Raw genomic sequence first — 25,204 nt, forward strand, 5'->3', positions numbered from 1 at the left:
CGGTCGTCTGTCGCCGGTGGGGAATAGCTGCGCATGGCGCGCCGTTCTGCAGGTATAGTTGAAGCGTAAACAACCTGGAGGGTGAGCGACCATGCAGTTCGGGATCTTCAGCGTCGGCGATGTCACGCCGGACCCCACGACGGGCCGTACGCCGAGCGAGCGTGAGCGGATCAAGGCCATGGTCGCCATCGCCCTGAAGGCCGAGGAGGTCGGCCTCGACGTCTTCGCCACCGGCGAGCACCACAACCCGCCGTTCGTGCCGTCGTCGCCGACGACCATGCTCGGCTACATAGCCGCGCAGACGGAGAAGCTGATCCTCTCCACCTCCACCACCCTCATCACCACCAACGACCCGGTGAAGATCGCCGAGGACTACGCGATGCTTCAGCACCTGGCCGACGGCCGGGTGGACCTGATGATGGGGCGCGGCAACACCGGGCCCGTCTACCCCTGGTTCGGGCAGGACATCCGGCAGGGCATCAACCTCGCCGTCGAGAACTACGCCCTGCTGCGCCGGCTGTGGCGCGAGGACGTCGTGGACTGGGAGGGGAAGTTCCGGACCGCGCTGCAGGGGTTCACCTCGACGCCCCGGCCGCTGGACGACGTGCCGCCGTTCGTCTGGCACGGGTCCATCCGGTCCCCCGAGATCGCCGAGCAGGCCGCGTTCTACGGTGACGGCTTCTTCCACAACAACATCTTCTGGCCCGCCGACCACACCAAGCGGATGGTCGAGCTGTACCGGGCCCGGTACGCGCACTACGGGCACGGCACGCCCGAGCAGGCCATCGTCGGGCTCGGCGGCCAGGTGTTCATGCGGAAGAACTCGCAGGACGCCGTCCGTGAGTTCCGGCCGTACTTCGACAACGCGCCGGTCTACGGTCACGGGCCGTCCCTGGAGGACTTCACCGACCAGACCCCGCTGACCGTCGGCACGCCCGAGCAGGTCATCGAGAAGACGCTCGCCTTCCGCGAGTACGCGGGCGACTACCAGCGTCAGCTGTTCCTCCTGGACCACGCGGGGCTGCCGCTGAAGACGGTGCTGGAGCAGCTCGACCTGCTGGGCGAGGAGGTCGTGCCGGTGCTGCGCAAGGAGTTCGCCGTCGGACGGCCGGCGGACGTCCCGGAGGCCCCGACCCACGCCTCGCTGCTCCAGGCCGCCCAGGCATCCCAGGCATCCCCGGAAGGGGTGGACGTCGCATGAGGCTCGTCGTCGTCTCGGCGGGGCTGAGCGTCCCGTCGTCGACCCGGCTGCTGGCCGACCGGCTGGCGGCGGCCACCGCCGGGCGGACGCACGCGGAGGTGGAGGTCGTGGAGCTGCGCGACCTCGCCGTGGAGATCGCCCACAACCTGACCAACGGCTTCCCCGGACGGAAGCTCGCGGCCGCGCTGGAGGCGGTGACGGCGGCGGACGGGCTGATCGTCGTCACGCCGGTGTTCAGCGCGTCGTACAGCGGACTGTTCAAGTCCTTCTTCGACGTGCTCGACCCGGACGCGCTGGCGGGCAAGCCGGTGCTGATCGCCGCGACCGGCGGCTCGGCGCGGCACTCGCTGGTCCTGGAACACGCGCTGCGGCCGCTCTTCTCCTACCTGCGGGCCGTCGTCATGCCGACGGCCGTCTACGCGGCCTCGGAGGACTGGGGCGCCGAGGGCCTGCCCGAGCGGATCGAGCGGGCGGCGGGGGAGCTGGCGGGACAGATGACCCCGTCGGCACCGGTGCGGGAGCAGTTCACGGTGGTGCCGTTCGCGGACCAGCTGGCGGCACTGAGCAGCCCGTCCGGGGTCTGAGGACGAAGACGGGCGGGTCCGGACGGTGAGAGCCGAGTAAGAAGGCTGATCGTAGGACCGTCCGCACCGCCCGACCGCCGCAGGCCTTGGCAGACTGGGTCGGTGCCTCCCACCGTGCCTCCCACCGTGCTGCTCGCCGAAGACGACCGTGCCATCCGCAACGCCCTGGAACGCGCCCTGTCCCTGGAGGGCTACCGGGTGATCGCGGTCGCCGACGGGGTCGAGGCGCTGGCGCAGGCCCACAAGAATCCGCCGGACGTGCTCCTCCTCGACGTGATGATGCCCGGGATCGACGGCCTCCAGGTCTGCCGGGTGCTGCGCGCCGAAGGGGACCGCACGCCCATCCTGATGCTGACCGCGCTGGTGGAGACCGCCGACCGGATCGCCGGTCTCGACGCGGGCGCGGACGACTACGTCGTCAAGCCGTTCGACGTCGAGGAGGTCTTCGCGCGGCTGCGGGCGCTGCTGCGCCGGACCAACCCCGACGCCGCGCTCGTGGTGCCGGACGTCCCCAAGCAGCTGCCCGAGCAGCGGGATCTGGAGGCGGCCGGGCTGCGGATGGACCCGCAGGCGCGGCGGGTCTGGCGGGGCGGGCGGGAGCTGGAGCTGACCCGGACCGAGTTCGAGCTGCTGGAGCTGCTCGTGCGCAACGCCGGGATCGTCCTGGACCACTCCACGATCTACGACCGGATCTGGGGCTACGATTTCGGGCCCGGCTCCAAGAATCTCGCCGTCTACGTCGGCTACCTGCGCCGCAAGCTCGACCAGCCGGGCGCCCCGCAGCTGATCCACACCGTGCGCGGGGTGGGTTACGTGCTGCGCGAGGACTGAGGACTCGGAACGGGGGGCGAGCGGGTGAGCGGTCCGGGCCTGATGCGTCTGCTGAGCCGGCTGCGGCGGTTCGTGGCCCGGCCGAGGCCGAAGCTGGTGTCGCTGCGGACCACCTTCGCGGTGTCCTTCGCGGCCGTCACCGCCGCGGTCACGGTCCTGATCGGCGTCCTGTCGTACTCGGCGGCCGCCCGGCTGGTCCGGGTCGACCAGGAGTCGGTGTTCGACGAGATCGTGCAGGACCTGCGGGACGAGGTGCGCGACACCCGGATGGCGCCGGAGGACTTCTCCTCGGCCGCGCCGGGCCACGACCTGGTGCGACCGGCCCGGACGGACGTGCAGGTGCTGGGCCCGGCCGGCACGGTCGTGGACCACGGCACCCCCGGCCTGCCGGTCGTGGCCGCCGACCGCACGATCGCCGCCGCCGTGCTCTCCGGGCAGATCGTCGAGCACAAGGACGTGGACGTCGGCAGCGACGTCTACCGCATCGCGACGGTCTCGCTGGGCGGCGGCCGGGGCGCGGTGCAGGTGGCGCAGGAGTTCAGCGACACCGAGGACCTGCTGCGGGCGCTCCAGCAGCGCACGCTGCTCCTGATGACCGCGGTCGTGACGGCCGCCGGGCTGTTCGGCTGGTGGCTGGCCCGGCGCATCACCCACCGGCTCGTCATCCTGACGACCGCCGCCGAGGACGTCGCCCGCACGCGCCGGCTCGGCGTGCAGGTGCCGGTCACCGGCTACGACGAGGTGGGCCGGCTGGGCCGCGCCTTCGACCGCATGCTGGGCCGGCTCGCCCAGTCGGAGGAGGACCAGCGGCGGCTCGTCCAGGACGCGGGCCACGAACTGCGTACGCCGCTGACGTCGTTGCGGACGAACATCTCGCTGCTGCACCGCATCGACGAGCTGCCGCCCGACGCCCGCGCCGAGCTGGTGGCGGATCTGGGCCAGGAGGCCCGTGAACTGACCGATCTGGTCAACGAGTTGGTCGATCTCGCGGCCGGGCAGTCCGACAACGAGCCGCCGCGCAAGCTGGACCTCGCCGACATCGCGGAGGAGGTCGCGGGCCTCGCCCGGCGCCGCACCGGACGGCAGGTGGTGCTCCGGGTGAGCGGCGCCACCACGACCTACGGGCGGCCGGGGATGCTGCAGCGGGCGGTGTCCAACCTGGTGGAGAACGCGACCAAGTTCGACCGTGACGGCGGGGCGCCGGTCGAGATCGCGGTGACCGGGCCCGCGCGGCCGGGCGTCGTCCGCGTCGAGGTCCTCGACCGCGGGCCCGGCATCGCCGAGGCCGACCTGACCCGGGTCTTCGACCGCTTCTACCGCGCCGCCGATGCCCGCTCGCTGCCCGGCTCCGGCCTCGGCCTGTCGATCGTCCGCGAGGTGGCCCTGGCCCATGGCGGAGGCCCGTTCGCCTTCCGCCGGGCGGGCGGCGGCTCGGTGATCGGCTTCACGGTGGGCGGCGGGCCGCCGGACACGGCATAGCGCCGCTGGAGGTGCCACGAAGTGCCGTCGTTCTGCTGCGGTGCCGTCGTGGCTGGTCGCGCAGTTCCCCGCGCCCTTTAAGGGGCGCTGCCGCACCGTCGCCGACTTCGCTGGACCCGCTTAGCGCGCCTCGCGCGGCGGCGGGCCACCGGAGATGGCGTCGCGCCCTCTCGCGTGGCGGCGGGCCGCCGGACACGGTATAGCGCCGCTGGAGGTGCCGCGCTGTGCCGTCGTTTTGCTGCGGTGCCGTCGTGGCTGGTCGCGCAGTTCCCCGCGCCCCTTAGGGGGCGCTGCCGCACCGTCGCCGACTTCGCCGGACCCGCTTAGCGCGCCTCGCGCGGCGGCGGACCACCGGAGATGGCATCGCGCCCTCTCGCGCGGCGGCGGGCCGCCGGACAGGGCGTAGCGGAGCGCTCCGCGGGATGTGCTGCGATGTGCCGTCGTTTTGCTGCGGGGCCGTCGTGGCTGGTCGCGCAGTTCCCCGCGCCCCTTAGGGGGCGCTGCCGCACCGTCGCCGACTTCGCCGGACCCGCTTAGCGCACCCCCCGGCGTAGCCGTGGGCACGGGTGAGCAGGTATGTCTTTTGGAGTTGTGGGAGCGGAGGGAGTGGGGTGTGCTCGGTGAGTGGGAGGCCGCGGTGCTGGCGGCGGTGGACGAGGAGGCCGTCGGGCGGACGCTGGCGGAGCTGATCGCGATACCCAGCGTCGGCGGGAGTCCGGCCGAGTCCGAGATCCAGCATCACCTCGCCGGACGGCTGGAGCGGCTCGGGCTCGACGTCGACCTGTGGTCCATGGACCTGCCCGCCCTGCGCGCCGACCCCGACTTCCCCGGCACCGAGGCCCCGCGCGAGGAGGCCTGGGGCCTGGTCGCCCATACCGCCCAGGGCGGGGACGGGCCGACTCTGATCCTCCAGGGGCATGTGGACGTCGTCCCGCCCGGCGACCCGGCCGCCTGGGACGGCGATCCGTTCGTGCCCCGGGTCACCGGGGATCTCGTGCACGGGCGCGGCGCGTGCGACATGAAGGCCGGGCTCGCGGCCCAGCTGGCCGCGCTGGCCGCGATCCGGGCGGCCGGGGTGCGGCTGCGCGGACGGCTCGCCGTCCACGTCGTCGTCGGCGAGGAGGACGGCGGACTCGGCGCCTTCGGCACCCTGCGGCGCGGCTACCGCGGCGACGCGTGCGTCATCGCCGAACCCACCTCGCGGACGGTGATCACCGCCAACGCCGGCGCGCTGACCTTCCGGATCACCGTGCCCGGCAAGGCCGCCCACGCCAGTTCGCGGGAGGCCGGGGTCAGCGCGATCGACGCCTACCTGCCGCTGCACGCGGCGCTGGCCCGGCTGGAGGACGAACGCAACCGGGACCCCGACCCGCTGCTCGCCGAGTACCCGATCCCGTACTCCCTGTCCGTCGGCACCGTGCGCGCCGGGGACTGGGCGAGCAGCGTGCCCGATCTGCTGGTCGCGGAGGGACGGCTCGGGGTGCGGCTCGGCGAGGACCCGGCGGCGGCGCGGGCCGCGCTGGAGCGGTGCGTGGCCGAGGCGTGCGCGCAGGACGACTGGCTGCACGCCCATCCGGCCACCGTGACCTGGCCCGGCGGCCAGTTCGCGAGCGGCCGGCTGGCCGCCGGGCACCCGCTGCGGGATGTCGTCGCGGACGCGTACGCCGACGCGACCGGGACGGCGCGCGCCCGCGAACGCGGGGCGACGTACGGGAGCGACCTGCGGCTCTACGCCGGGGCCGGAATCCCGACGGTGCAGTTCGGGCCGGGGGACATCGGCGTCGCGCACAGCGCCCGCGAACACGTGTCCCTGCGGGAGGTGGTGGAGACGGCGCGGGCGCTGGCGTTGACGGCGGTGCGCACGGCGGGTGTGAAGTGAGGCAGGTCACACCCGCCGATTGAGTTGCGTGCCGGGGTGAATTCCGTACCCTCGCACGACGACCGTTGCCCGGATGCGAGGATGAGTCGCCATGGCCGCTGGGTGGTGTTCTCGCACGCTACGGGCCGCGCTGTTCGCGGCCGTCTGTGTGCTGCTCGCCGCCCTGGGACACGTGATGATGTCCGGCTCCGAGGCGCCCGCGTGGGTGCTGGCCGCGAGCCTGGCCGTCACCGGCGCCGTCGGCTGGTGCCTGGCGGGCCGGGAACGCGGACTCCCGCTCATCGTGACGGTCGTGCTCGCCGCCCAGACGGTCCTGCACATGACGTTCTCAGCGACCGGCCGGGAACCGGCCGACCCCATGGACATGAGCGGCATGACCGGCATGGACATGGACGGCATGAGCGGCATGAGCCACGCCGCGCACATGGGCCACATGGGCCACATGGAACACATGACGCACATCGGTACCGCCGGTTCCATGGACCACCTGAGTGAGGCCATCGGCTCGTCCTCGTTCGGCATGCTCGCCGCCCACCTGCTCGCCGCCCTGCTGTCCGGACTGTGGCTGGCCCACGGCGAGAGGGCCGCGTTCCGGATCCTGCGGGCCGTGGCCGGATGGCTGGCCGCGCCGCTGCGACTGCTGCTCGCGCTGCCCGTCCCCGCGGAGCGTCCGCGCGTCCGGTTCAGCCGCCGCGGATCGGAGCGGACGCCGCGGCTTCTCCTTCTCACCTACGCGATCACCACGAGGGGCCCACCCCTGAGGACCGCAGCCGCCGTCTGACGCCACACGCCTGACGCCACACATGTCTGGCGCCACACGTCCGACGACGGCTGTCCCTTCCTCATGCCCTCACACACGCCCTGACGCATGTCCTGACACATGTCCTGACACATGCCCTCGGGCGTGCCCTCATGGATGATCCGAGAAGGACACCAGGTGATCAGTACTGCCACAAAGCCGTGCCGGGCGACCGAGCCGCCCCAGGCATCCGACGCCTCCCACGCCTCAAACGCCTCCCGGGACGAGTCGATCACGGCGTGGGCGCTCGCCGCCCGTGCCGGTGACGCCGACGCCGTCGAGCAGTTCGTCCGCGCTCTGCAGCGCGACGTCCTGCGCTATGTCGCCCATCTGTGCGCCGACCCCAACGCCGTCGACGACCTCGCCCAGGACACCTTCCTGCGGGCCCTCGGCAGCCTGCACCGGTTCGAGGGCCGTTCCTCGGCGCGGTCCTGGCTGCTGTCCATCGCCCGCCGGGCGGTGGTCGACAGCCATCGGTACGCCGCCGCCCGCCCCCGGCTGTCCGACGTCCCGGACTGGCAGGTCGCCGCGGAGCGCGTCCAGCCGCGCGATCTGCCCGGCTTCGACGACGGCGTCGTCCTGCTGGATCTGCTGGCCTCGCTGCCGGACGAGCGGCGGGAGGCGTTCGTCCTCACGCAACTGGCCGGCCTGCCCTACGCGGAGGCGGCGCGGGCCGGCGACTGCCCGGTCGGCACGGTCCGTTCACGCGTGGCGCGGGCGCGGGCGACGCTGGTGGATCTGCTGTAGGAACCATTGCCGGGGGCGGTGGCAGGCGGCCATCGCCCCCGGGTCTCAGCCGTTCTTGCGGGCCACTCCGCCGTAGATGCCGATCGGCGGGGTGTCGGGCCGGGGCGGCTCCTCGGGACGCCAGTCCGGGACCAGGACCAGGCCAGGATCGATCAGGGTGAAGTCGCCGAAGAAGTCCAGGACGCGGGCGCGGGGCCGGGTGTTCATGCTGGCGGTGGCACCCTTGTAGACGGCGGCCGCGTCCTTGCGCCCGTCCTCGTGGAGGTCGCCCGTCGCATGCGACAGGACCAGGTAGGAGCCGGTGGGCAGCGCGTCGCGGTAGGTGGCGAGGAGGCCGTCCGGGTCCTCCGCCTCGGTGATGAAGTGCATGATCGCCACCAGCAGCAGGGCGACGGGCTGGTCGAAGTCGATGAGCTTGCGCACGTCGGGGTGGTCGAGGATCGCGCGGGGGTCGCGCAGGTCGGCCAGGACGACGGAGGTGTCCGTGTCGTCGTCGATGAGGGCCATCGAGTGGGTGCTGACGATCGGGTCGTTGTCGACGTAGGCGATGCGGGTCTCGGGGGCGATGGCCCGCGCGATCTGGTGCACGTTGGGCTCGGTCGGCAGGCCGGTGCCTATGTCGAGGATCTGCCGGATGCCGTCCTCGGCGACGACGTGCCGGACGGCGCGGTGCATGAAGCTCCGGTTGGCCCGCACGCCCACCCGCACCTCCGGGGCCGCCTTGATGAACTGCTCGGCGGCTTCCTGATCGACCTCGTAGTTGTCCTTCCCGCCCAGGAAGTAGTCGTACATCCGGGCCGGATGGGGCTTCGTCGTGTCGATCTTGAAAGAGGCGCCGCTGCCCTCGTCGTGGGAAGAGCTCATGATCCCTGACTCCGTCCTGGACTCGCGTCCCACCACTGGAGGAACTGTCGTGAGTGACCATCAGATCATCGTTCATTGTGCGGTGTTGTTCGAACGGGATCGTCACATGACAAGGGCGGGGTTCGAGAACCCCGCCCGCTACCGCACAGCACCTCGACTCAGGGCCACACCAAGCAGTAAGGCTGGTGGCCTGCCTCGTGGAGGCGGTGGGAGAAGTCCTGCCATTCGTGGAGCAGCTGGTAGACGTTGAACGCGTCTCGGGGGCCGCCGCGGTCCGGGACCGTGGACCAGATGAAGGCGGCCGCGCCGACCGCCTCCTCGCCGATGTCGCGGAGCGGGTCGACCACCGTCATGGGGAGCTTCACGACCGCGTAGTCGGGGTGCAGGACGACCAGTTCCAGTGGGGGCACCTTGTTCAGCGGGACGCCTTGGATGCCGGTCAGGACCATCGCGGCCATCGTCTCCGGCTTGATCTTGGTGAACATGCCGTTCATGCCGAGTTCGTCGCCGCCGAGTTCCTCGGGGCGCATCGAGATCGGCACGCGGGCCGCGGTCGCGCCGTCCGGCGCGCCGAAGTACTTGTACGTCACCCCCACCCGACCACCATTCCTGCTCCCCGCCCGGAGGCGGTCGACCCGCTGGTCAACGCGCCGGTCGATCCGTTCGGGCTCGTTCGGTACATCTTGTGCCTGTGTCCGACGCGCTTCGCCTGCTTCCTCCGCGTCGCGCCGGTGCCTTCCCCGCTGGGCACGTCGAGGACCCAGATCGTCAGTCCCCTCGCCCAGTCCGCCACCGCGATGCATATCTCCACCCGACTGCTTTTCTAGGCCGCGTGGTCCCGCCGCGCAACCCGATCATCGTGTCAGTGACCTCCCCCACGGCCGCTCGCCGAAACGTGCGTTGAAACACCTGTCCGCAGGATCTTCGCAGCCCCTCGACACACGGTCGGTGTGAGCTACGTCTATCAGGCCCGTTCTGACTCAGTTTCGCAGATGGCCGAGTGGAGGATGGTGGGGAAGGGACCCCAGCCGCCCCCCGGCCCAGGGGCGGGTTCGGCTGCCTTCGGAGCCGCTGGCCTACCCTGGGAGGTCATTGGCACCGGAGCCCAGCAAGTCGGAGAAGGTCGGAGAAGCCGCAGGTCATGAGCGAACTGCCCTATTCATACGATGCGCCTGTCTCGCAGGCGCTGTTCGACCGCGCGTCCGTCGTCACGCCCGGCGGGGTGAACTCCCCGGTGCGCGCCTTCCGCGCCGTGGGCGGAACGCCCCGGTTCATGGTGTCCGGCACGGGGCCGTATCTGACCGACGCCGATGGGCGGGAGTACGTCGACCTGGTCTGTTCCTGGGGTCCGATGATCCTCGGGCACTCCCACCCCGAGGTCATCGCCGCCGTTCAGGACGCCGTCTCGCGCGGCACCTCCTTCGGCACTCCCGGTGAGGGCGAGGTCACGCTCGCCGAGGAGATCGTCGACCGGGTCGGACCCGTCGACCAGGTGCGGCTCGTCTCCAGCGGGACCGAGGCCACCATGTCGGCCATCCGGCTCGCCCGCGGCTTCACCCGGCGCTCCAAGGTGATCAAGTTCGCCGGCTGCTACCACGGGCACGTGGACGCGCTGCTCGCCTCGGCCGGGAGCGGGGTGGCCACCTTCGCGCTGCCCGACACCCCCGGTGTCACGGGAGCCCAGGCCGCCGACACGATCGTCCTGCCGTACAACGACCTGGAAGCCGTGCAGGAGGCCTTCCACCGGCATCCCGGTGAGATCGCCTGTCTGATCACCGAGGCCTCGCCGGGCAACATGGGCGTCGTGCCGCCGCTGCCCGGGTTCAACCAGGGGCTCAAGGACGCCTGCGCGAACAACGGCGCGCTGTTCATCTCCGACGAGGTCATGACCGGGTTCCGGACCAGCCGCAGCGGCTGGTTCGGGATCGACGGGGTGCGGCCGGATCTCATGACCTTCGGGAAGGTCATGGGCGGGGGCTTCCCCGCCGCCGCGTTCGGCGGGCGCGCCGACGTGATGGCGCACCTCGCGCCCGCCGGGCCCGTCTACCAGGCCGGCACGCTCTCGGGGAACCCGATCGCCACCGCCGCCGGGCTCGCCCAGCTGCGGCTGCTCGACGAGGACGCGTACGCCAAGGTCGACGCCGTCTCCACCCGGATCCAGGCGCTGGTGTCGGAGGCGCTGACCAAGGAGAGCGTCGCGCACACGCTGCAGAGCGCCTCCAACATGTTCTCCGTCTTCTTCACGGACCGGCCCGTGCGCAACTACGCGGACGCGAAGACGCAGGAGTCGTTCCGCTTCAACGCCTTCTTCCACTCGCTGCTGGCGAACGGCGTCTATCTGCCGCCGTCGTCCTTCGAGTCCTGGTTCGTGTCCACGGCCCACGACGACGCGGCCGTCCAGAGAATCGCCGACGCCCTTCCGGCGGCGGCCCGAGCGGCTGCGGAGGCCACAGCAGCATGACCAGCACCAGCCCCCAGAGCGCCGGCCCCCAGAGCAACGGCGACCTCACCGTCGTCCACCTGATGCGGCACGGCGAGGTCGACAACCCCGACGGCGTCCTCTACGGCCGGCTCGGCGGTTACCACCTCTCCGAGCTGGGCCGGCAGATGGCCGACCGGGTCGCCGAGCACCTCGCGCCCCGCGACGTGACCTACGTCGTCGCCTCCCCGCTGGAGCGGGCGCAGGAGACGGCGACGCCGATCGCCAAGGCGCACGGTCTCGACCTGGCCACCGACCCGCGGCTCATCGAGGCCGACAACGTCTTCCAGGGCAAGACCTTCGGGGTGGGCGACGGCGCCCTGAAGAACCCGGAGAACTGGAAGCATCTCGTCAACCCGTTCAGGCCGTCCTGGGGCGAGCCGTATGTGGACCAGGTCGTCCGCATGATGGGCGCGCTCGACGCGGCGAAGGACGCGGCCCGCGGTCATGAGGCCGTGCTGGTCAGCCATCAGCTGCCGATCTGGATCGTGCGGTCCTATGTCGAGCGGCGGCGGCTGTGGCACGACCCGCGCAAGCGGCAGTGCACGCTCGCCTCCGTGACGACCTTCACGTACCAGGGCGACCGGATCGTGTCCGTCGGCTACGCCGAGCCCGCGATCGATCTTGTGCCGGTCCATCTGCGGGCCGGCGCTAAGCCGGTGAAGGGCAAGAGCAAGGCCTTCGGAGCGTAAGCGCTCCGCTGGGGGTGCCGCGATGGCGCTGTGCCGCGATGGGTCGTCGTTTCGGTGCGGCGCCGTCGGGGCTGGTCGCGCAGTTCCCCGCGCGCCTTTGGGGCGCTTTCTTCACGGGCTTCACCAGGTCTCCTACCTTGTGGCTTAAATCGGATTGTCTGTTACCGAATCCGGAACAACCGTCGGAACCCCCTCGTTCGCCATGTCCTCTGAATGGGTGACCATTCGGAAGAACTGACGAACGAGGAAAGCCATGCGCACGATCACGCGAAGGGGAGCACTGGGGCTCGGCGCCGGAGCCGCCGCCGCTGCCGGACTGACCGGCTGCGGCAGTCTCACGAACTCGGGCCACGGCCCCGCCGACGGCTCGAAGTCGCCCGGATCGGGTGGATCGGGCAAGGGTCCCTCCAGTAGCCCCACAGCCACCGCGCGTCCCCTCGGCGACGGCTCCACCTCCTTCACCGGCAAGCAGCCCCACCAGCCGGACGCGCCCGTGCCGCTGGAGGCGGGCCAGGATCCGCCGCAGTTCGTCGTCTTCTCCTGGGACGGCGCCGGCGAGGTCGGCAACGGCCTCTTCTCGCGCTTCCTGGACCTCGCCAAGCAGCACGACGCGAGCATGACCTTCTTCCTCTCCGGGCTGTATCTGCTGCCCGAGTCGAAGAAGCGGCTCTACGACCCGCCGAACAACCCGCGCGGCGCCTCCGACATCGGCTACCTCACCGACGAGCACGTCCGGATGACGCTCACCGGCATCCGCCGCGCCTGGCTGGAGGGCCACGAGATAGGCACCCACTTCAACGGGCACTTCTGCTCCGGGCACGGCACGGTCGGCAACTGGACGGCCAAGCAGTGGCGCAGCGAGATCGACCAGGCGAAGTCGTTCGTGAAGAACTGGCGGACCAACACCGGCTGGACGGAGGAGGCGGCGCTGCCCTTCGACTACGACAAGGAACTCGTCGGCGGCCGCACGCCCTGTCTCCTCGGCCAGGACAATCTGCTGCCCACCGCCCGCGCCCTCGGCTGGCGCTACGACGCCTCCTCGCCGGGCGGGCGTCAGGTGTGGCCGCAGAAGAAGGACGGCATCTGGGATCTGCCGTTGCAGCAGATACCTTTCCCCGGCCGTAGCTTCGAGGTCCTGTCGATGGACTACAACATGCTCGCCAACCAGTCGATCAACTCGACGAAGGCGCCCAGCCACAACTACCCGGGCTGGCGCAAGCAGTCCGCACAGGCGTACATACAGGGATTCAAGCGGGCATACGAGTCGAATCGTGCGCCGTTCTTCGTCGGCAACCACTTCGAGCAGTGGAACGGCGGCATCTACATGGACGCCGTCGAGGAGTCCTTCAAGTACATCGCGGCCGAGAAGGAGAAGGGCGCGGACGTCCGGCTGGTCTCCTTCCGGCAGTTCGTGGACTGGATGGACGTCCAGAAGCCGGAGGTGCTGGAGCAGCTGCGCACCCTCGACGTCGGACAGCAGCCGGCCGGCGGCTGGAAGACGTTCCTCAAGGACGGCAACACCCCCAGCTCCTCCGGCGCTCCCAGCTCCTCCGCATCTGCCGCCTGAAATGCGGGTTTCGGCCCGCAAGGGGGGTGCGCAAGATCCCCAGAACGGGCATGCGAAACTTTTCACATGACTGCCGCCAGTCGCGCCCCCCTGTGCTCGACCTCCCGGATCCGCTCGCGCCGCGCCGCCGTGACCACGGCCGTCGGCGGAGCCGTCGCCGCACTGCTGCTCTCCGCCTGCACCTCCGGCGGCACCGCCGGGGGAGGCGGTGACACCAACTTCGTGATGGGCAAGGACGGCATCTCCACCGCGGAGAAGGGGACGCGCGCCGCGGCCCCGGATCTGTCCGGCGAGACCGTCGCCGGAGGACAGCTCGACATCGCCTCCTTCAAGGGCAAGGTCGTCGTCCTCAACGTGTGGGGCTCCTGGTGCTCCCCGTGCCGGGCGGAGGCGCCGGGCTTCCAGAAGGTCTACCAGGACCTCCAGGGCCAGGGCGTGCAGTTCGTCGGCATCAACACCCTCGACACCAGCAACTCCAACGCCCTCGCCTTCGAGAAGCAGCAGGGCGTGACCTACCCCAGCCTGTCCGACCCGAAGGGCAAGCTGCTGCTGCGCTTCAAGAAGGGCACGCTCAGCCTCCAGGCCATCCCCTCCACGCTGGTCATCGACCGGGAGGGCAAGATCGCCGCCCGGTCGCTGGCCGCGCTCAGCGAGGAGAGGCTGCGCAAGATGATCGCGCCCGTCCTCGCGGAGAAGTGACGTGAGCGCGGTCACCACGCTCGCCGCGACCGGCTACAACGACACCGTGCTCAACGGCGCGTTGCTGGTCGCGCTGCCGATCGCGCTGCTCGGCGGGCTCGTCTCGTTCTTCTCGCCGTGCGTCCTGCCGCTTGTCCCCGGCTATCTGTCGTACGTCACCGGGGTCGCCGGCACCGACCTGGCCGAGGCCCGCCGCGGGCGGATGGTGGCCGGCGCCTCGCTCTTCGTCCTCGGCTTCACCGCCGTGTTCGTCTCCAGCGGGGCCCTGTTCGGTTACTTCGGCGAGAACCTCCAGACCAACCAGGACGTCCTGTCCAAGGTGCTGGGGGTGCTCATGATCGTCATGGGCGTCTTCTTCATGGGGCTGATGCCCTGGATGACCCAGCGGGAGTTCCGCTTCCACAAGCGGCCCGTCGCCGGACTGGCCGGGGCCCCGCTGCTCGGCGCGCTGTTCGGCATCGGCTGGACCCCGTGCATCGGCCCGACCCTCGCGTCCGTGATCGCCCTCTCCTCCCAGCAGGGAAGCGCGGGCCGCGGTGCCATACTGACCGTCGCCTACTGCCTCGGCCTCGGCCTGCCCTTCGTGCTCGCCGCGGTCGCCTTCCGCAAGGCGCTCGGCGCCTTCGGCTGGGTCAAGCGTCACTACGCCTGGGTGATGCGGATCGGGGGCACGATGATGATCGTGACCGGTCTGCTGCTGCTGACGGGTGCGTGGGACCGCCTCGTACAGGACATCCAGTCCTGGTCCGCCGGCTTCACTGTGGGGATCTGATCGATGAGCAAGACCACGACGACCGACGAGACGACCCCGGCCGACGGGACGACCCCGGCCGACGGGACGACCCCGGCCGACGGGACGACCCCGGCCGACGGGACGCAGCCTGACGTCACGCAGTCCGACGACCAGGATCTCGGGGCCGCCGGCTCCCAGCTGTCCACCGCGCCCGTCGACTCGCTCGCGAACATGCCCGGTCTGGGCGTGCTCGGCTGGGCGCGCTGGTTCTGGCGGCAGCTCACCTCGATGCGGGTCGCGCTGCTGCTCCTGCTGCTGCTGGCGCTGGGCGCGATCCCCGGTTCGCTGATCCCGCAGTCGGGCACCGACGACACCAAGGTCGCCGACTTCCGCAAGGCGCACGAGACGCTCGCGCCGCTCTACGACCGGCTCGGCCTCTTCAACGTCTACAGCTCGGCCTGGTTCTCCGCGGTCTACATCCTGCTGTTCGTCTCCCTCATCGGCTGCATCGTGCCCCGCACCTGGCAGTTCGTGGGCCAGCTGCGCGGCCGCCCGCCGGGTGCGCCCAAGCGGCTGACCCGGCTGCCCGCGTACACCACCTGGCGCACCGACGCCGAGCCGGAACAGGTCCGTGAGGCCGCGCTCGCCCTGCTGAAGAAGCGCCGCTTCCGCGCGCAGCTCGCCGGGGACGCCGTCGCCGCCGAGAAGGGCTACCTCCGCGAGGTCGGCAACCTCGCCTTCCACATCTCGCTGATCGTGATGCTGGTCGCCTTCGCCTGCGGCCAGCTCTACAAGTCCGAGGGGAACAAGCTGGTCGTCGAGGGCGACGGCTTCTCCAACACCCTCACCCAGTACAACGACTTCAAGTCCGGCACCCTCTTCAGCACCGACGACCTGAACCCGTTCAGCTTCACCCTGGACAAGTTCACCGGCACCTACGAGAAGAGCGGCCCGAACACCGGCACCCCGCGCATCTACCAGGCCGCTCTCACCTACAACGTCGGCGCGTACGGCAAGGACAAGAAAACCCTCGTCAAGGTCAACGAGCCGCTGGAGATCGGCGACTCGAAGGTCTATCTCACCGCGCACGGCTACGCGCCCTTCGTCACCGTCCGCGACGGCAAGGGCAAGGTCGTCTACAGCGACGCCGTACCGCTGCTGCCGCTCGACTCCAACGTGACGTCCACCGGTGTCATCAAGGTCCTCGACGGCTACAAGGACGCCAAGGGGGTCAGCGAGCAACTGGGCATCTCGGCCTTCTTCCTGCCGACGTACACGAAGGGCCTGGAGACCTCCTCGACGTTCCCGGCGCTGAACAACCCGGTGCTGAACCTGACCCCGTTCCACGGCGATCTCGGCGTCAACTCGGGCATCCCGCAGAGCGTGTACCAGCTCAACAAGACCAAGATGAAGGACTTCAAGGACTCCAAGGGCGCGGAGCTGCGGGAGAACCTCAAGCCCGGCGAGACCATGACCCTGCCGAACGGGGCCGGCTCGATCACCTACGAGGGCACCCGGCAGTGGGCGAACTTCCAGGTCACCCAGCAGCCCGCGAGCGGGTGGGCGCTGGGCGGCGCGACCGTCGCGATCTTCGGCCTCGCCGGTTCCCTGTTCATCCAGCGCCGCCGGGTGTGGGTGCGTGCCGTGCGCGGCGACGACGGGGTGACCGTCGTCGAGATGGCCGGTCTGGGCCGCAGCGAGTCCGCGAAGGTGCCCGAGGAGCTCGGCGACCTCGCCGGGATCCTCTACGACCAGGCCCCGGGGACAGCTGACCCCACCGATTCCTCCGATCCTCAAGCCGTACCTGCCGAAGGGGCTGAGAAATGAGTCTCGCCGCCACGACGGAGCTCGCCGCCGCCACCAACGAGAACCTCGCGAGCATCAGCAACACGCTGATCTACTCCTCGATGGCCGTCTACACCCTGGCCTTCTTCGCGTACATCGCGGAATGGCTCCTCGGCAGCCGCAGCAAGGTCGGCCGCACCGCCGCCGCGCTCACGCCCGGGGCGAAGGCCAAGGCCAAGGGTCCGGCCGTCACCGTCAAGAAGAACGGCGGCACCGCCGTGCTGGAGCGCCCGAAGGTCGTGGTGCGCGCCGCGGCCGGCGCGCGGGACGTGCCCGACGGGCCCGGCGCGCACGGCGGCGACGAGCAGGGCGACATGTACGGCCGGATCGCCGTCTCCCTCACGGTGCTCGCGTTCCTGGTCGAGCTGGGCGGCGTGATCGCCCGTTCGGCCTCGGTGGAGCGGGCCCCCTGGGGCAACATGTACGAGTTCAACATCACCCTCTCCACGGTGGCCGTCGGCGTGTACCTCACGCTGCTGGCGCTGAAGAAGAACGTGCGCTGGCTCGGGCTGTTCCTGACCACCTCGGTCCTGCTCGACCTCGGTCTCGCGGTCACCGTCCTCTACACCGCGAGCGACCAGCTGGTCCCGGCGCTGCACTCGTACTGGCTGTACATCCACGTCTCCACCGCGATCCTGTGCGGAGCGGTGTTCTACGTGGGCGCGGTCAGCACGGTTCTGTACCTGTTCAAGGACTCGTACGAGAACAAGCTCGCCACCGGCGGCAAGCCCGGCAAGATCGCGAACTCGGTGCTGGACCGGCTGCCCGCGTCGGCCTCGCTCGACAAGTTCGCCTACCGGGTCAACGCGGCCGTGTTCCCGCTGTGGACGTTCACGATCATCGCGGGCGCGATCTGGGCGGGCGACGCGTGGGGCCGCTACTGGGGCTGGGACCCCAAGGAGACCTGGGCGTTCATCACCTGGGTCGCCTACGCCTGCTACCTGCACGCCCGCGCCACGGCCGGCTGGAAGGGCCGCAAGGCCGCCTATCTGGCCCTGCTCGCCTTCGGCTGCTGGCTGTTCAACTACTACGGCGTCAACATCTTCGTCTCCGGCAAGCACTCGTACGCCGGCGTCTGACGACGCCCTTTCGGCCCAGGCCGGTTCCGGTGACTCAGGTCACAGGAACCGGCCTTCGTCGTACGGACAGGTAGAGGGGTGTGGATATGCATCTGAGCCTGTTGAGGGAAGGCGTCCGCGCGGGGGACCATCATGCCTTCGGCGTGCTCTTCGACACTTACGCGCGCTCCGTCTACAACCATGCCTATCGGCTCACGGGGGAGTGGACGACCGCCGAAGAGATCGTCTCGCTGACCTTCCTGGACGCGTGGCGGCTGCGCGAGCGGCTGGACGCGGACGGCGGCTCCCCGCGCCCCTGGCTGCTCGGCATCGCCACCAACGTCACCCGCAACGTCCGCCGCGCGGCCCGAAGACACTCGGCCGCGATGGCACGGCTGCCGCGCGAGGAGACGCTGCGGGACTTCGCCGACGAGGTGGCCGGCCGGGTGGACGACGCCGCGCAACTGGCCGCCGTGCGCACCGCGCTGGCGCGGCTGCGGCGCGCCGAGCGCGAGGTGCTGGCGCTGTGCGTGTGGTCGGGCCTCGGCTACGAGGCGGCCGCCGAGGCGCTGGGGGTGCCCGTGGGCACCGTGCGATCGCGGCTCTCGCGGGCGCGGGCAAAGCTCGCGAAATATATGGAACCGGCCGCCGTGCGCGGACAGATGAATGGTGAAGACCGCACCTCGGCGGTCAGGCCCATCAGGGAGGGAAGTCGATGATCCAGATGCCTGAACAGGACTTTCCGCCGGGCCGTCACCAACTCCTCAAGGAGCATCTGATGAGCGAGATCCGGCCCACCGGCGAAGCCGTCGCGAAACCGCGGAAGCGGTGGGTGCGACCCGCGTTCGCGGCGGCGGCCGTCGTGACCGTCGCGGCCGTCACGTTCACGGTGCTGCCCTCGTCCGACGGCGCGGACGCGAAACCGCGCACCACGTCGGCGGCCAAGGGCCAGGACGGCTACGGCAAGATCCGCAACGACCAGTACGTGTATGTCGCGACCGAGAAATCCTTCTACAAGGCCGATGGGAAAGGGAAGAGGGTCTTCTTGCCCCCGTTCCTCGACGAGGTCTGGATCGCCGCGGACGGCAAGGGCAAGACCCTGGTGCGCTCCGGGATGGACGACTACGGCGACGGCAGCGGGTTCTTCACCGGGCCTGAAACGCCGGGACAGGAGCTGTACGGCAACTACATCAGCTACAGCTACCTGAAGTCCCTGCCCACCGACGCGGACGGGATGTACAAGCATCTGATGAAATACATCCCTCGGCTCCTCGACCTGGCAGGGATCGACAGCCCGGTGTTCACGGGCGAGGAGTACGACCAGCACCAGGCCCGGCTGTTGCAGGCCGGAATACTCCTGAAGGGCTCGCTCGTACCGACGGCGCAGGGTGCCGCGCTCTACCAGGCCGTCGCCCGCATCCCCGGCGTGACCTTGACCAAGGACTCGGTCGACGCCCGAGGGCGGCACGGCCTCGGGATCGCGCGCACGGACACCAAGCTGCCCGTCCGCATCGAGTGGACCCTCGACAAGAAGACGTACGCACTTCTCGGGAAGCGGTCGATTCTCACCCAGGACTACAAGGGGCTGAAGAAGGGGACAGTGATCAGCTCCGCCACCGTCCAGAGCCGCGTCGTCGTCGACAAGCCGGGCGAGCGCTCGTAACCGTGCGAAACCCGTTCCCACGGGTCAGGCTGGTGTCATGACCGGTTCCGTCGAACAGGGCACCAGCCAGACCCATGGGAACACGCACATCCTGCACTTCCTGGTGCGGCTCCCGGGGGCCATGGCGACGGTCTGGCCCGCGCTGACCACGGCAGAGGGGCTCGCACGCTGGTGGACGCCCGTGGACGTCCTCGAACACCGGCTCGGCGGCGTGGTCGCCCTGCGGGGCCTGGGGGCGGGCCAGGTCACCGCGTGGGACGTGGACCGCGTCGCCGAGTACACCCTGGAGGGCGGCGGCCGGATCCGGTTCCATCTGGAGCCGGACGGAGCCGACGGCGCCCTCCTGCGCTTCACTCACGAGTTCGAGGGCCGCCTGGGAGACGGCGGCACCGAACCCGGCTGGCGCGCCCGCTTCGAACGCCTGATCGAAATCCTGGAAGGGTCCTCCTCAGGGGCGCGCATCGAGTCGTGATCAATGGGTGGTCCCACGCCGACAGCTCCACCCTCCGGGAGTCAGTCTATAAATGATTGAGAACGCGAGGAAGCGGGCGGCCTTGCGTTTGTGGCAGCAGCGCAGCCGGTGAGCCAGGCCCGGTGCATTCAGCGCCGCTAATGAGTTGGTGTCGTTTTCGGCCCGTGGCGCATAATGCCTACTAGTCAATCGCAGGATAAGTTCACTAAGCTCACCGATGTCGAGCCCTCGCGGCACCTTTGCGGGGCTTTCGTCAGGTTGAAACAGACCGCTCAAAAAGCGGTCACGGATCCGTCTCTTGGGGGCATGATGAACATATCCAAAGGCCGCACAGGCCTGCGAGCTCTCCTGGTCACTGCTGCGGTCGGCGCGATGACCGGCACCGTCGCCGCTGCACCGGCTCATGCCGCAGATTCCTGCAACAGCACCCGAGTGTGCTTCTATGAACCTGACGGCACGATCAAAAATATTGATCCTGACGCGTTCTTCTTTAAATGCAGCAGCGGTGGCCTTATATTTATGAATGGGATCGACAAGGCCTACAATCGATCGAACCGGGCCCTCAGTGTGTACTCCGAAAGTGGAGCAGCCCTGAGCAGGCTCGACCCGGGCGAAACCATTGACTATACCCCCAGCGCCGTATATGCATTCTGTATCTGGGGGCTGTAAGGCCTCCTATTGTTGAGGCGAGAAGCCGCTCGGGGCAACCTGAGTGGCTTCTTTGCTGTGCACTCGGCGGGCAATACGGTCAGGAAATAAAACGTGCCGTCGAAATCAACGACCATCACAGGGGTATGTCCCGCATGCGTCTCAGAAGCCGACTTGCCGCCCGCCTCGGCGGCACGCTCGCCGCGTTCGTTCTCGCTCTCGCCGGCCTGCTGGGCGCGGCCACCCCCGCCCAGGCGGCGCCGTTCGACTACGAAGTGACCCCCACGGCCGGCCCATATCGCGATATCCCAGGCACGGAGGTGACGTTCGCGGCGGCGGCCGGGGAGCGGTCATACCTGTGGTCGCGCAAGGTCGTCCTGTCGAACGTCACGCCGCTGGCGTCGGGCGACTGGCTCGGTACCACCTTCTCCATCCGCTGCGCGTACGCCGGCGGCACCCCGGAGACCGCCCCGCTGCCCGCCGGTGTGGAAGCCGGCGCGTACTGGGCGGCCAACTTCCTGTCGGACGAGACCTCGCAGTCGCCCGTCGTGCGGTGGGTGTTCATCGCACCCGAGCAAGGCACGTACACCTGTCGCCTGTCGGTTACCAGTTACTCCAGCCTCGTCACGTCCGACCGCCACGTGACCATGCGGGTCGGTGCCGACGCGGAACTTGCCCGGGCCACATACCCGTACACCGCACGCTGGACGCTCCTGCAGGAGAGCGAACGAGTGGTGGGTGCCGGCAGCACCGTCACAACCCTCGGGTCCACGGTCACGCCGACCGGCGCCGCCGACCGGATTGCCGTCGTGCAGGACGCCAACCTCACCACGTGCAAAGCCAACTCGCCCTACGAGACCTGTTCGGGCGGCACCAGCGCGTACAACGGCACCCACGTCCAGACCTGGATCGAGGCCCAGTCCCAGAACCCGGACGGCACCCTGTGCGGCTCTGCGAAAACGAGCACGGTCACAACCTGGCTCATCTCGAACACCAAGAACCACCAGGCGGCGGTCAACACGCTCAATCTCACCACCACCGACCTCGGCGGCTGCACCCAGTTCCGGGTGTCCCTCAAGGTCAAGCACACCTGGGGCAACCCGGTACTGATCCACGCGGGCCACGTCCCCGGCCCCCTCGCCCGCACACACGGCCTGGCCTTCAGCTACTGAGAGGCCCTTTGATCAAAGACCTCACCCGGACCACCCATTGAGCACGACTCGATACGCGCCCTAAGGAGGGGCACGGCTGGCGACGTCAGTCGGCGGTACCCGGCGGGACGACCCAGCGGGTCGGCTGGCCCGTTACGCCCGCGATCATGTCGTAGTCGCCGTCGTAGTGCAGGACCGTCGCACCGGCGCGCTCGGCCGTCGCCGCGATGACCAGGTCGGCTACCGACAGGGCCTTCCAGTTGCCTGCCGCGATGAGCCGTGTCTGCACGTCCAGCGCGCGGTCCCACGCCTCGTCGGGCGTGGGCAACCAGTCGAAGCCTCGCATCTCGTCGCGGATCCGCTCCGCGTCCGCCTTGGAGCGGGCGCTGTGCAGAATTTCGAGTTCGACAGCGCCGCACACCGCCAGCAGACCCGCGTTGTGCAGCGGATCGATCACGGCGCGAACCGCCGGTTTCGGGTAGCGGGCGAGCGCGGACTTGTTGATGAGATAGCGGTCGTTCATGCGGCCTGGTGCGGGTTGTCCGCGGTCTCCGAGGTCTCGACGGGGCCGGTCAGGTCAGGCAGCCCGCCTTCAGCGAGCCAGCCCAGGAAAGACGCGCGCTTCCTGCGTTTGATCGCGTCCTCCAGGGCGGCGTTCACCGTGGCGACCTTGGTCGTCGTGCCGAAGATCGCGGCCGCCTCGGCGAGCATTTCGTCGTCGACGTCGATGACTGTTCGAGTCACGGGTCCTCCTTGGGCCGGGGCATCCACCCTCACGATATCAAGAAACTCGAAAGTTGATATCAGAGGTTGACGGCTGCCACGAACGCGGCCCAGGCGCTCCGCTGGATCAGCAGGACGGGGCCGTCAGGGTTCTTGCTGTCGCGGACGGGGACCACGGAGGTGAACTCGGGGGCGAATTCGAGGCACTCGCCGGCGTTGGTGTCGCTGTGGCTGCTCTTGATCCACGTTGCTGCGCTCAACTGCTTCTCGTTCATCGTCCCCGTACTCCTCCATCAACTGGCCGATCAGGGCTGCGGATTCGCGAGCCGACAAGGTGTCTGCCCTGAGCACATCATAGATTCGGCTCTGCTCGGCGTAGGCGTCCGGATCGTTGAGGAAGTGGCCGCGAGTCAGCGATTCCGTGTAGATCCAGCGTTCGCCGTCGGGCAGCGCGATCAGTGACACCGGGCGGGTGGGGCGCTGGATGCCGTAGAGACCGGCAGGAGCGATCTGGAGGCGAACGTTTGGGAGTTGTCCCACGCTGAGCAGATGTGCGCACTGGTCCCGCATCACGGCGGGACTGCCCACCACGCGGCGCAGGCAGCTCTCGTCCATCACGGCGATGAATGTGGGCCCGCCTTCGGTGAGATAGCGCGGCTGTCGGCTCAGGCGGGCCCTGACTCGATTTTCCAGCAGTTCGCCACTGGCTCGCTGGGAGAGCAGCGCCCGCGCGTAGTCCGGCGTCTGGAGCAAGCCAGGCATGAGCATGGTCTGGTACTGGTGCAGCGCGACAGCTTGCGCCTCCATGTCCACCCAGCGCCTGAACCAATCCGGATGCTCCACCTGTGGATACCAGTCGACGCGCCCCCAGAGTCGCATCAACGCCCCACCCGTACCCAGGACTTCATCCGCCTTCTTCGCGAACGACTCCTGCGGGACCCGCGTTCCCGCCTCCACCCTCGCCACCAGTGAACGGTCGCAGGGGATCGCGCCCGCCAGGGCGTCCTGCGTCAGCAGCGCACCCTCGCGAAAGTGTCGTAACAGCTCGCCGAACAGCATGGCGTTGGTGGTCACAGGTCAGGCCCCCTCCGTGACAAGCGCACCCTGGCACGCGTCGTGCATTGATACGCACGGTGCCCGCAGGCGACGCTCTATACACCCAGAGTCACGCAGTCGGTACGGAGAGGGCATGGACGGGGCATGATCGAACACGCCGAGAGTCAGTTCGAAACAGGAACGGTCGTCTATGACCCCAGGTCGGACACGGTCGGCGAGTACCGGGGCAAGGCCGGCCCCTACGCGTTGCTGCGCCCGCTCGGCGGCGGACGGGAGTGGGAGGCCCGCCCCGAGGCGCTCCGCCCCGCCACCCCCGCCGAACGCCTCGCCGCAGGCGTCCGCGCCGCCAACTCCCGTTCCCTGTACCCGCCGGACGTGCCCGTGCCCGTCCGGGACTGCGCCGCCTGCGCGGATCTGGCCGCGCTCCGCGCGCAGGCCCGTGCCCGGCACGACGGCAGCGCCGAGACCGACGCGAACGTGCTGCTGGGCCGTCACCAACGGCGTTACCACGCGGCCTTCTTGGGGCTCACGCAGTGATCAGTCGACGGTGATCGAGTCCAGCTTCTCCCTCAGGTACACGTGCGAGCTGACCGCCTCGTACGCCACCCGCCCGACCGGGGCCGGGACGGACTCCACGAGCGTCCCCGGGGTGCACTCGCCGAAGTAGACGAGGGACATCAGCTCCTCGGTGGGCGCGTCGGCGTGCGGAGGCAGCACGCGGTGCCGTCCGGAGCGCCAGCGGTCGCCGGTCCAACGGGCCATCAGATCACCGAGGTTGATGGTGAACGCGTCCGGGTCGAAGGGTGCGTCCTCCCAGCCGCCGTCGTCCGTCCAGACCTGGAGCCCGCCCTTGCCGGCCTGCCGGTCGAGGATCGTCACCGTGCCGAAGTCGGTGTGGGGACCGATGCGGAACTGGCCGGGCTGCGGTGCGCCGACGACGTCCGTCCCGGGGTACCAGTTGATGTTGAAGCCGTAGGTCGGATGGTCCATGTGCCGGGAGAAGAAGTCGGGTTCGAGGCCGAGGGCCTCGCCGAGCAGGGAGAGCAGCCGCTTCTCCAGCTCGGCCATCCGGTCCAGGTACTCCTCGCAGAGCGCGCGCAGCTCCGGCACCTCCGTCGGCCAGACGTTGGGCGCGTACCACTCGGCGTTGACGACGGGGTCGTCGAACGGCTCGTGCGTGGCGAAGGTCAGGGACTCCTTGAGGTCCGGCGGGGTCTCCGTCCCCTCCGAGTAGCCGTTGGCCTCCGCGCCGGGCCCCAGCCAGCCGCGTCCGCCGACCTTGGCGGTGTACCGCTGCTTGACCTCGGCGGGGAGCGTGAAGAACGCGCGGGACGCGGCCCGGATGCGGTCGCGCAGGGCGGGGTCGACGCCGTGGCCGGTGACGAGCAGGAACCCGGCGGACTGCAGGGCGTCGTCGACGGTGCGGGCGATGGCGGCGCGCGTGGCGGGGTCGCCCGCCAGCCACGGCCGCAGGTCGATGGTCGGGATGCGCGGGCTGCCGGGGCTACTTGGGCTGGTCACCGATGTCCTCGTTCCACAGGGCCGGGTTGTTCTCGATGAAGTCGCGCATCATCTCTACGCATTCACGGTCGTCGACAAGCACGATCTCCACGCCGTGTTCCGCCAGCCAGTCGTGCCCGCCGTGGAACGTGACCGCCTCGCCGACGACCACCCGGGAGATGCCGAACTGCCGGACCAGCCCGGAGCAGTACCAGCACGGCGAGAGGGTCGTCACCATCGTCGTGCCGCGGTAAGAGCGCTGCCGTCCCGCCGCGCGGAACGCGGCCGTCTCGGCGTGCGTGGACGGGTCGTCGTCCTGCACGCGGCGGTTGTGGCCGCGGCCCAGCAGCGTGCCGTCCGGGCCGTAGAGCGCGGCCCCGATCGGGATGCCGCCCTCCGCGAGCCCGGCGCGGGCCTCCGCCACGGCCGCGGCCAGCCAGCGCCGGGCCGTCGCCTGATCCAAAGGGTTCATGCGCCTACTCTCCCGAACGCAACGGCCCCGCCGCGTCGGCCTCTTGAGCGATCTGTAGCCTG

At 69.9% G+C, this 25,204-nt stretch carries 27 protein-coding genes and 1 pseudogene; 20 read left to right on the forward strand and 8 right to left on the reverse strand.

The annotated features are described in order from the left end of the window. The first annotated feature begins 91 nt into the window (after window positions 1-91). The 7 genes from ACWCPF_RS00220 (at window position 92) to ACWCPF_RS00250 (ending at window position 7,520) form a co-directional block, all read left to right on the forward strand. Entirely contained in the window at window positions 92-1,201 is a 1,110-nt protein-coding gene (locus tag ACWCPF_RS00220; RefSeq protein ID WP_451042713.1) for an LLM class flavin-dependent oxidoreductase, read from the forward strand. Next, on the forward strand, window positions 1,198-1,785 hold the full coding sequence (locus tag ACWCPF_RS00225) for an FMN reductase (RefSeq protein WP_451042714.1): 588 nt from the start codon (window positions 1,198-1,200) through the stop codon (window positions 1,783-1,785). The genes ACWCPF_RS00220 and ACWCPF_RS00225 overlap by 4 nt, the downstream gene beginning before the upstream one ends. Before the next feature lie 126 nt (window positions 1,786-1,911). Then, window positions 1,912-2,616 (forward strand): response regulator transcription factor, encoded by a 705-nt coding sequence (locus ACWCPF_RS00230; protein ID WP_451043097.1) that lies wholly within the window; start codon window positions 1,912-1,914, stop codon window positions 2,614-2,616. 51 nt (window positions 2,617-2,667) lie between these two features. Further along, the gene (locus ACWCPF_RS00235) at window positions 2,668-4,095 is read left to right on the forward strand and encodes a HAMP domain-containing sensor histidine kinase (RefSeq protein ID WP_451043098.1); all 1,428 of its coding nucleotides are present in this window, start codon (window positions 2,668-2,670) and stop codon (window positions 4,093-4,095) included. A 613-nt stretch (window positions 4,096-4,708) separates the two neighbouring features. Next, complete coding sequence (locus ACWCPF_RS00240) at window positions 4,709-5,974, forward strand: ArgE/DapE family deacylase (RefSeq protein WP_451042715.1); 1,266 nt, start codon at window positions 4,709-4,711, stop codon at window positions 5,972-5,974. Between the two features lie 91 nt (window positions 5,975-6,065). Further along, window positions 6,066-6,755 carry a hypothetical protein gene (locus ACWCPF_RS00245; protein ID WP_451042716.1) on the forward strand — a complete coding sequence of 230 codons (690 nt, stop codon included), beginning with the start codon at window positions 6,066-6,068 and terminating at the stop codon, window positions 6,753-6,755. Window positions 6,756-6,911: 156 nt separating this feature from the next. Continuing rightward, on the forward strand, window positions 6,912-7,520 hold the full coding sequence (locus ACWCPF_RS00250; protein WP_451042717.1) for a sigma-70 family RNA polymerase sigma factor: 609 nt from the start codon (window positions 6,912-6,914) through the stop codon (window positions 7,518-7,520). Between the two features lie 45 nt (window positions 7,521-7,565). Here the strand turns inward: ACWCPF_RS00250 and ACWCPF_RS00255 are convergent, their stop codons facing one another. Continuing rightward, a complete protein-coding gene (locus ACWCPF_RS00255) occupies window positions 7,566-8,384 on the reverse strand; it encodes an SAM-dependent methyltransferase (protein ID WP_451042718.1) in 819 nt (272 codons plus the stop codon). 158 nt (window positions 8,385-8,542) lie between these two features. Then, window positions 8,543-8,980 (reverse strand): hypothetical protein, encoded by a 438-nt coding sequence (locus tag ACWCPF_RS00260; protein ID WP_451042719.1) that lies wholly within the window; start codon window positions 8,978-8,980, stop codon window positions 8,543-8,545. Window positions 8,981-9,525: 545 nt separating this feature from the next. On the opposite strand from ACWCPF_RS00260, the gene hemL reads away from it, so the two are divergent. The 12 genes from hemL to ACWCPF_RS00320 all read left to right on the forward strand — a co-directional run bounded on the left by hemL (window position 9,526) and on the right by ACWCPF_RS00320 (window position 21,412). Beyond that, window positions 9,526-10,845 (forward strand): glutamate-1-semialdehyde 2,1-aminomutase, encoded by a 1,320-nt coding sequence (hemL, locus tag ACWCPF_RS00265; RefSeq protein WP_451042720.1) that lies wholly within the window; start codon window positions 9,526-9,528, stop codon window positions 10,843-10,845. Beyond that, a complete protein-coding gene (locus tag ACWCPF_RS00270) occupies window positions 10,842-11,555 on the forward strand; it encodes a histidine phosphatase family protein (protein WP_451042721.1) in 714 nt (237 codons plus the stop codon). Before hemL ends, ACWCPF_RS00270 begins: the two co-directional genes overlap by 4 nt. Before the next feature lie 253 nt (window positions 11,556-11,808). Beyond that, window positions 11,809-13,122, forward strand: a complete 1,314-nt coding sequence (locus tag ACWCPF_RS00275; protein ID WP_451042722.1) for a hypothetical protein — start codon at window positions 11,809-11,811, stop codon at window positions 13,120-13,122. A 66-nt stretch (window positions 13,123-13,188) separates the two neighbouring features. Next, on the forward strand, window positions 13,189-13,821 hold the full coding sequence (locus ACWCPF_RS00280; RefSeq protein WP_451042723.1) for a TlpA family protein disulfide reductase: 633 nt from the start codon (window positions 13,189-13,191) through the stop codon (window positions 13,819-13,821). A gap of 1 nt (window position 13,822) precedes the next feature. Continuing rightward, window positions 13,823-14,593, forward strand: a complete 771-nt coding sequence (locus ACWCPF_RS00285) for a cytochrome c biogenesis CcdA family protein (RefSeq protein WP_451042724.1) — start codon at window positions 13,823-13,825, stop codon at window positions 14,591-14,593. Window positions 14,594-14,596: 3 nt separating this feature from the next. Beyond that, entirely contained in the window at window positions 14,597-16,381 is a 1,785-nt protein-coding gene (gene resB / locus ACWCPF_RS00290) for a cytochrome c biogenesis protein ResB (RefSeq protein WP_451042725.1), read from the forward strand. After that, window positions 16,378-17,478: a c-type cytochrome biogenesis protein CcsB gene (gene ccsB / locus ACWCPF_RS00295; RefSeq protein ID WP_451042726.1), complete on the forward strand. Its 1,101-nt coding sequence runs from the start codon at window positions 16,378-16,380 to the stop codon at window positions 17,476-17,478. The genes resB and ccsB overlap by 4 nt, the downstream gene beginning before the upstream one ends. A gap of 86 nt (window positions 17,479-17,564) precedes the next feature. Beyond that, window positions 17,565-18,176 (forward strand): RNA polymerase sigma factor, encoded by a 612-nt coding sequence (locus tag ACWCPF_RS00300; RefSeq protein ID WP_451042727.1) that lies wholly within the window; start codon window positions 17,565-17,567, stop codon window positions 18,174-18,176. Beyond that, on the forward strand, window positions 18,173-19,120 hold the full coding sequence (locus tag ACWCPF_RS00305; RefSeq protein WP_451042728.1) for a CU044_5270 family protein: 948 nt from the start codon (window positions 18,173-18,175) through the stop codon (window positions 19,118-19,120). Before ACWCPF_RS00300 ends, ACWCPF_RS00305 begins: the two co-directional genes overlap by 4 nt. 37 nt (window positions 19,121-19,157) lie before the next feature. Then, window positions 19,158-19,592 carry an SRPBCC domain-containing protein gene (locus ACWCPF_RS00310; protein WP_451042729.1) on the forward strand — a complete coding sequence of 145 codons (435 nt, stop codon included), beginning with the start codon at window positions 19,158-19,160 and terminating at the stop codon, window positions 19,590-19,592. 306 nt (window positions 19,593-19,898) lie between these two features. Then, on the forward strand, window positions 19,899-20,261 hold the full coding sequence (locus ACWCPF_RS00315) for a hypothetical protein (RefSeq protein WP_451042730.1): 363 nt from the start codon (window positions 19,899-19,901) through the stop codon (window positions 20,259-20,261). A 134-nt stretch (window positions 20,262-20,395) separates the two neighbouring features. Then, on the forward strand, window positions 20,396-21,412 hold the full coding sequence (locus ACWCPF_RS00320; protein ID WP_451042731.1) for a hypothetical protein: 1,017 nt from the start codon (window positions 20,396-20,398) through the stop codon (window positions 21,410-21,412). An 85-nt stretch (window positions 21,413-21,497) separates the two neighbouring features. On the opposite strand, the gene ACWCPF_RS00325 is transcribed toward ACWCPF_RS00320, so the two are convergent. The 4 genes and pseudogenes from ACWCPF_RS00325 to ACWCPF_RS00340 all read right to left on the reverse strand — a co-directional run bounded on the left by ACWCPF_RS00325 (window position 21,498) and on the right by ACWCPF_RS00340 (window position 23,173). Continuing rightward, window positions 21,498-21,914 carry a PIN domain-containing protein gene (locus ACWCPF_RS00325; protein ID WP_451042732.1) on the reverse strand — a complete coding sequence of 139 codons (417 nt, stop codon included), beginning with the start codon at window positions 21,912-21,914 and terminating at the stop codon, window positions 21,498-21,500. Continuing rightward, entirely contained in the window at window positions 21,911-22,135 is a 225-nt protein-coding gene (locus tag ACWCPF_RS00330; protein WP_451042733.1) for a type II toxin-antitoxin system VapB family antitoxin, read from the reverse strand. The genes ACWCPF_RS00325 and ACWCPF_RS00330 overlap by 4 nt, the downstream gene beginning before the upstream one ends. A gap of 59 nt (window positions 22,136-22,194) precedes the next feature. Then, window positions 22,195-22,305: pseudogene (locus ACWCPF_RS00335) on the reverse strand (DUF397 domain-containing protein); the annotation flags it as partial. Further along, a complete protein-coding gene (locus ACWCPF_RS00340; protein ID WP_451043099.1) occupies window positions 22,259-23,173 on the reverse strand; it encodes a helix-turn-helix domain-containing protein in 915 nt (304 codons plus the stop codon). The gene ACWCPF_RS00340 and the pseudogene ACWCPF_RS00335, both read right to left, overlap by 47 nt. 141 nt (window positions 23,174-23,314) lie before the next feature. Between ACWCPF_RS00340 and ACWCPF_RS00345 the strand changes: the two genes are divergently transcribed. Further along, window positions 23,315-23,707: a hypothetical protein gene (locus tag ACWCPF_RS00345; RefSeq protein WP_451042734.1), complete on the forward strand. Its 393-nt coding sequence runs from the start codon at window positions 23,315-23,317 to the stop codon at window positions 23,705-23,707. On the opposite strand, the gene ACWCPF_RS00350 is transcribed toward ACWCPF_RS00345, so the two are convergent. Continuing rightward, window positions 23,708-24,691, reverse strand: a complete 984-nt coding sequence (locus ACWCPF_RS00350; protein WP_451042735.1) for an isopenicillin N synthase family dioxygenase — start codon at window positions 24,689-24,691, stop codon at window positions 23,708-23,710. Then, a complete protein-coding gene (locus ACWCPF_RS00355) occupies window positions 24,675-25,142 on the reverse strand; it encodes a nucleoside deaminase (RefSeq protein ID WP_451042736.1) in 468 nt (155 codons plus the stop codon). The genes ACWCPF_RS00350 and ACWCPF_RS00355 overlap by 17 nt, the downstream gene beginning before the upstream one ends. Window positions 25,143-25,204 lie beyond the last annotated feature (62 nt).

Source organism: Streptomyces sp. NPDC001858, from assembly GCF_053594615.1.

Coding starts and splice junctions, on each gene's coding strand:
- ACWCPF_RS00270 (WP_451042721.1), top strand. CDS start 10,842: ATGACCAGCACCAGCCCCCAGAGCGCCGGCCCCCAGAGCAACGGCGAC.
- ACWCPF_RS00255 (WP_451042718.1), bottom strand. CDS start 8,384: ATGAGCTCTTCCCACGACGAGGGCAGCGGCGCCTCTTTCAAGATCGAC.
- resB (WP_451042725.1), top strand. CDS start 14,597: ATGAGCAAGACCACGACGACCGACGAGACGACCCCGGCCGACGGGACG.
- ACWCPF_RS00310 (WP_451042729.1), top strand. CDS start 19,158: ATGACCGGTTCCGTCGAACAGGGCACCAGCCAGACCCATGGGAACACG.
- ACWCPF_RS00305 (WP_451042728.1), top strand. CDS start 18,173: ATGATCCAGATGCCTGAACAGGACTTTCCGCCGGGCCGTCACCAACTC.
- ACWCPF_RS00280 (WP_451042723.1), top strand. CDS start 13,189: ATGACTGCCGCCAGTCGCGCCCCCCTGTGCTCGACCTCCCGGATCCGC.
- ACWCPF_RS00340 (WP_451043099.1), bottom strand. CDS start 23,173: ATGCTGTTCGGCGAGCTGTTACGACACTTTCGCGAGGGTGCGCTGCTG.
- ACWCPF_RS00325 (WP_451042732.1), bottom strand. CDS start 21,914: ATGAACGACCGCTATCTCATCAACAAGTCCGCGCTCGCCCGCTACCCG.
- ACWCPF_RS00320 (WP_451042731.1), top strand. CDS start 20,396: ATGCGTCTCAGAAGCCGACTTGCCGCCCGCCTCGGCGGCACGCTCGCC.
- hemL (WP_451042720.1), top strand. CDS start 9,526: ATGAGCGAACTGCCCTATTCATACGATGCGCCTGTCTCGCAGGCGCTG.
- ACWCPF_RS00220 (WP_451042713.1), top strand. CDS start 92: ATGCAGTTCGGGATCTTCAGCGTCGGCGATGTCACGCCGGACCCCACG.
- ACWCPF_RS00300 (WP_451042727.1), top strand. CDS start 17,565: ATGCATCTGAGCCTGTTGAGGGAAGGCGTCCGCGCGGGGGACCATCAT.
- ACWCPF_RS00345 (WP_451042734.1), top strand. CDS start 23,315: ATGATCGAACACGCCGAGAGTCAGTTCGAAACAGGAACGGTCGTCTAT.
- ACWCPF_RS00275 (WP_451042722.1), top strand. CDS start 11,809: ATGCGCACGATCACGCGAAGGGGAGCACTGGGGCTCGGCGCCGGAGCC.
- ACWCPF_RS00315 (WP_451042730.1), top strand. CDS start 19,899: ATGATGAACATATCCAAAGGCCGCACAGGCCTGCGAGCTCTCCTGGTC.
- ACWCPF_RS00225 (WP_451042714.1), top strand. CDS start 1,198: ATGAGGCTCGTCGTCGTCTCGGCGGGGCTGAGCGTCCCGTCGTCGACC.
- ACWCPF_RS00355 (WP_451042736.1), bottom strand. CDS start 25,142: ATGAACCCTTTGGATCAGGCGACGGCCCGGCGCTGGCTGGCCGCGGCC.
- ACWCPF_RS00245 (WP_451042716.1), top strand. CDS start 6,066: ATGGCCGCTGGGTGGTGTTCTCGCACGCTACGGGCCGCGCTGTTCGCG.
- ccsB (WP_451042726.1), top strand. CDS start 16,378: ATGAGTCTCGCCGCCACGACGGAGCTCGCCGCCGCCACCAACGAGAAC.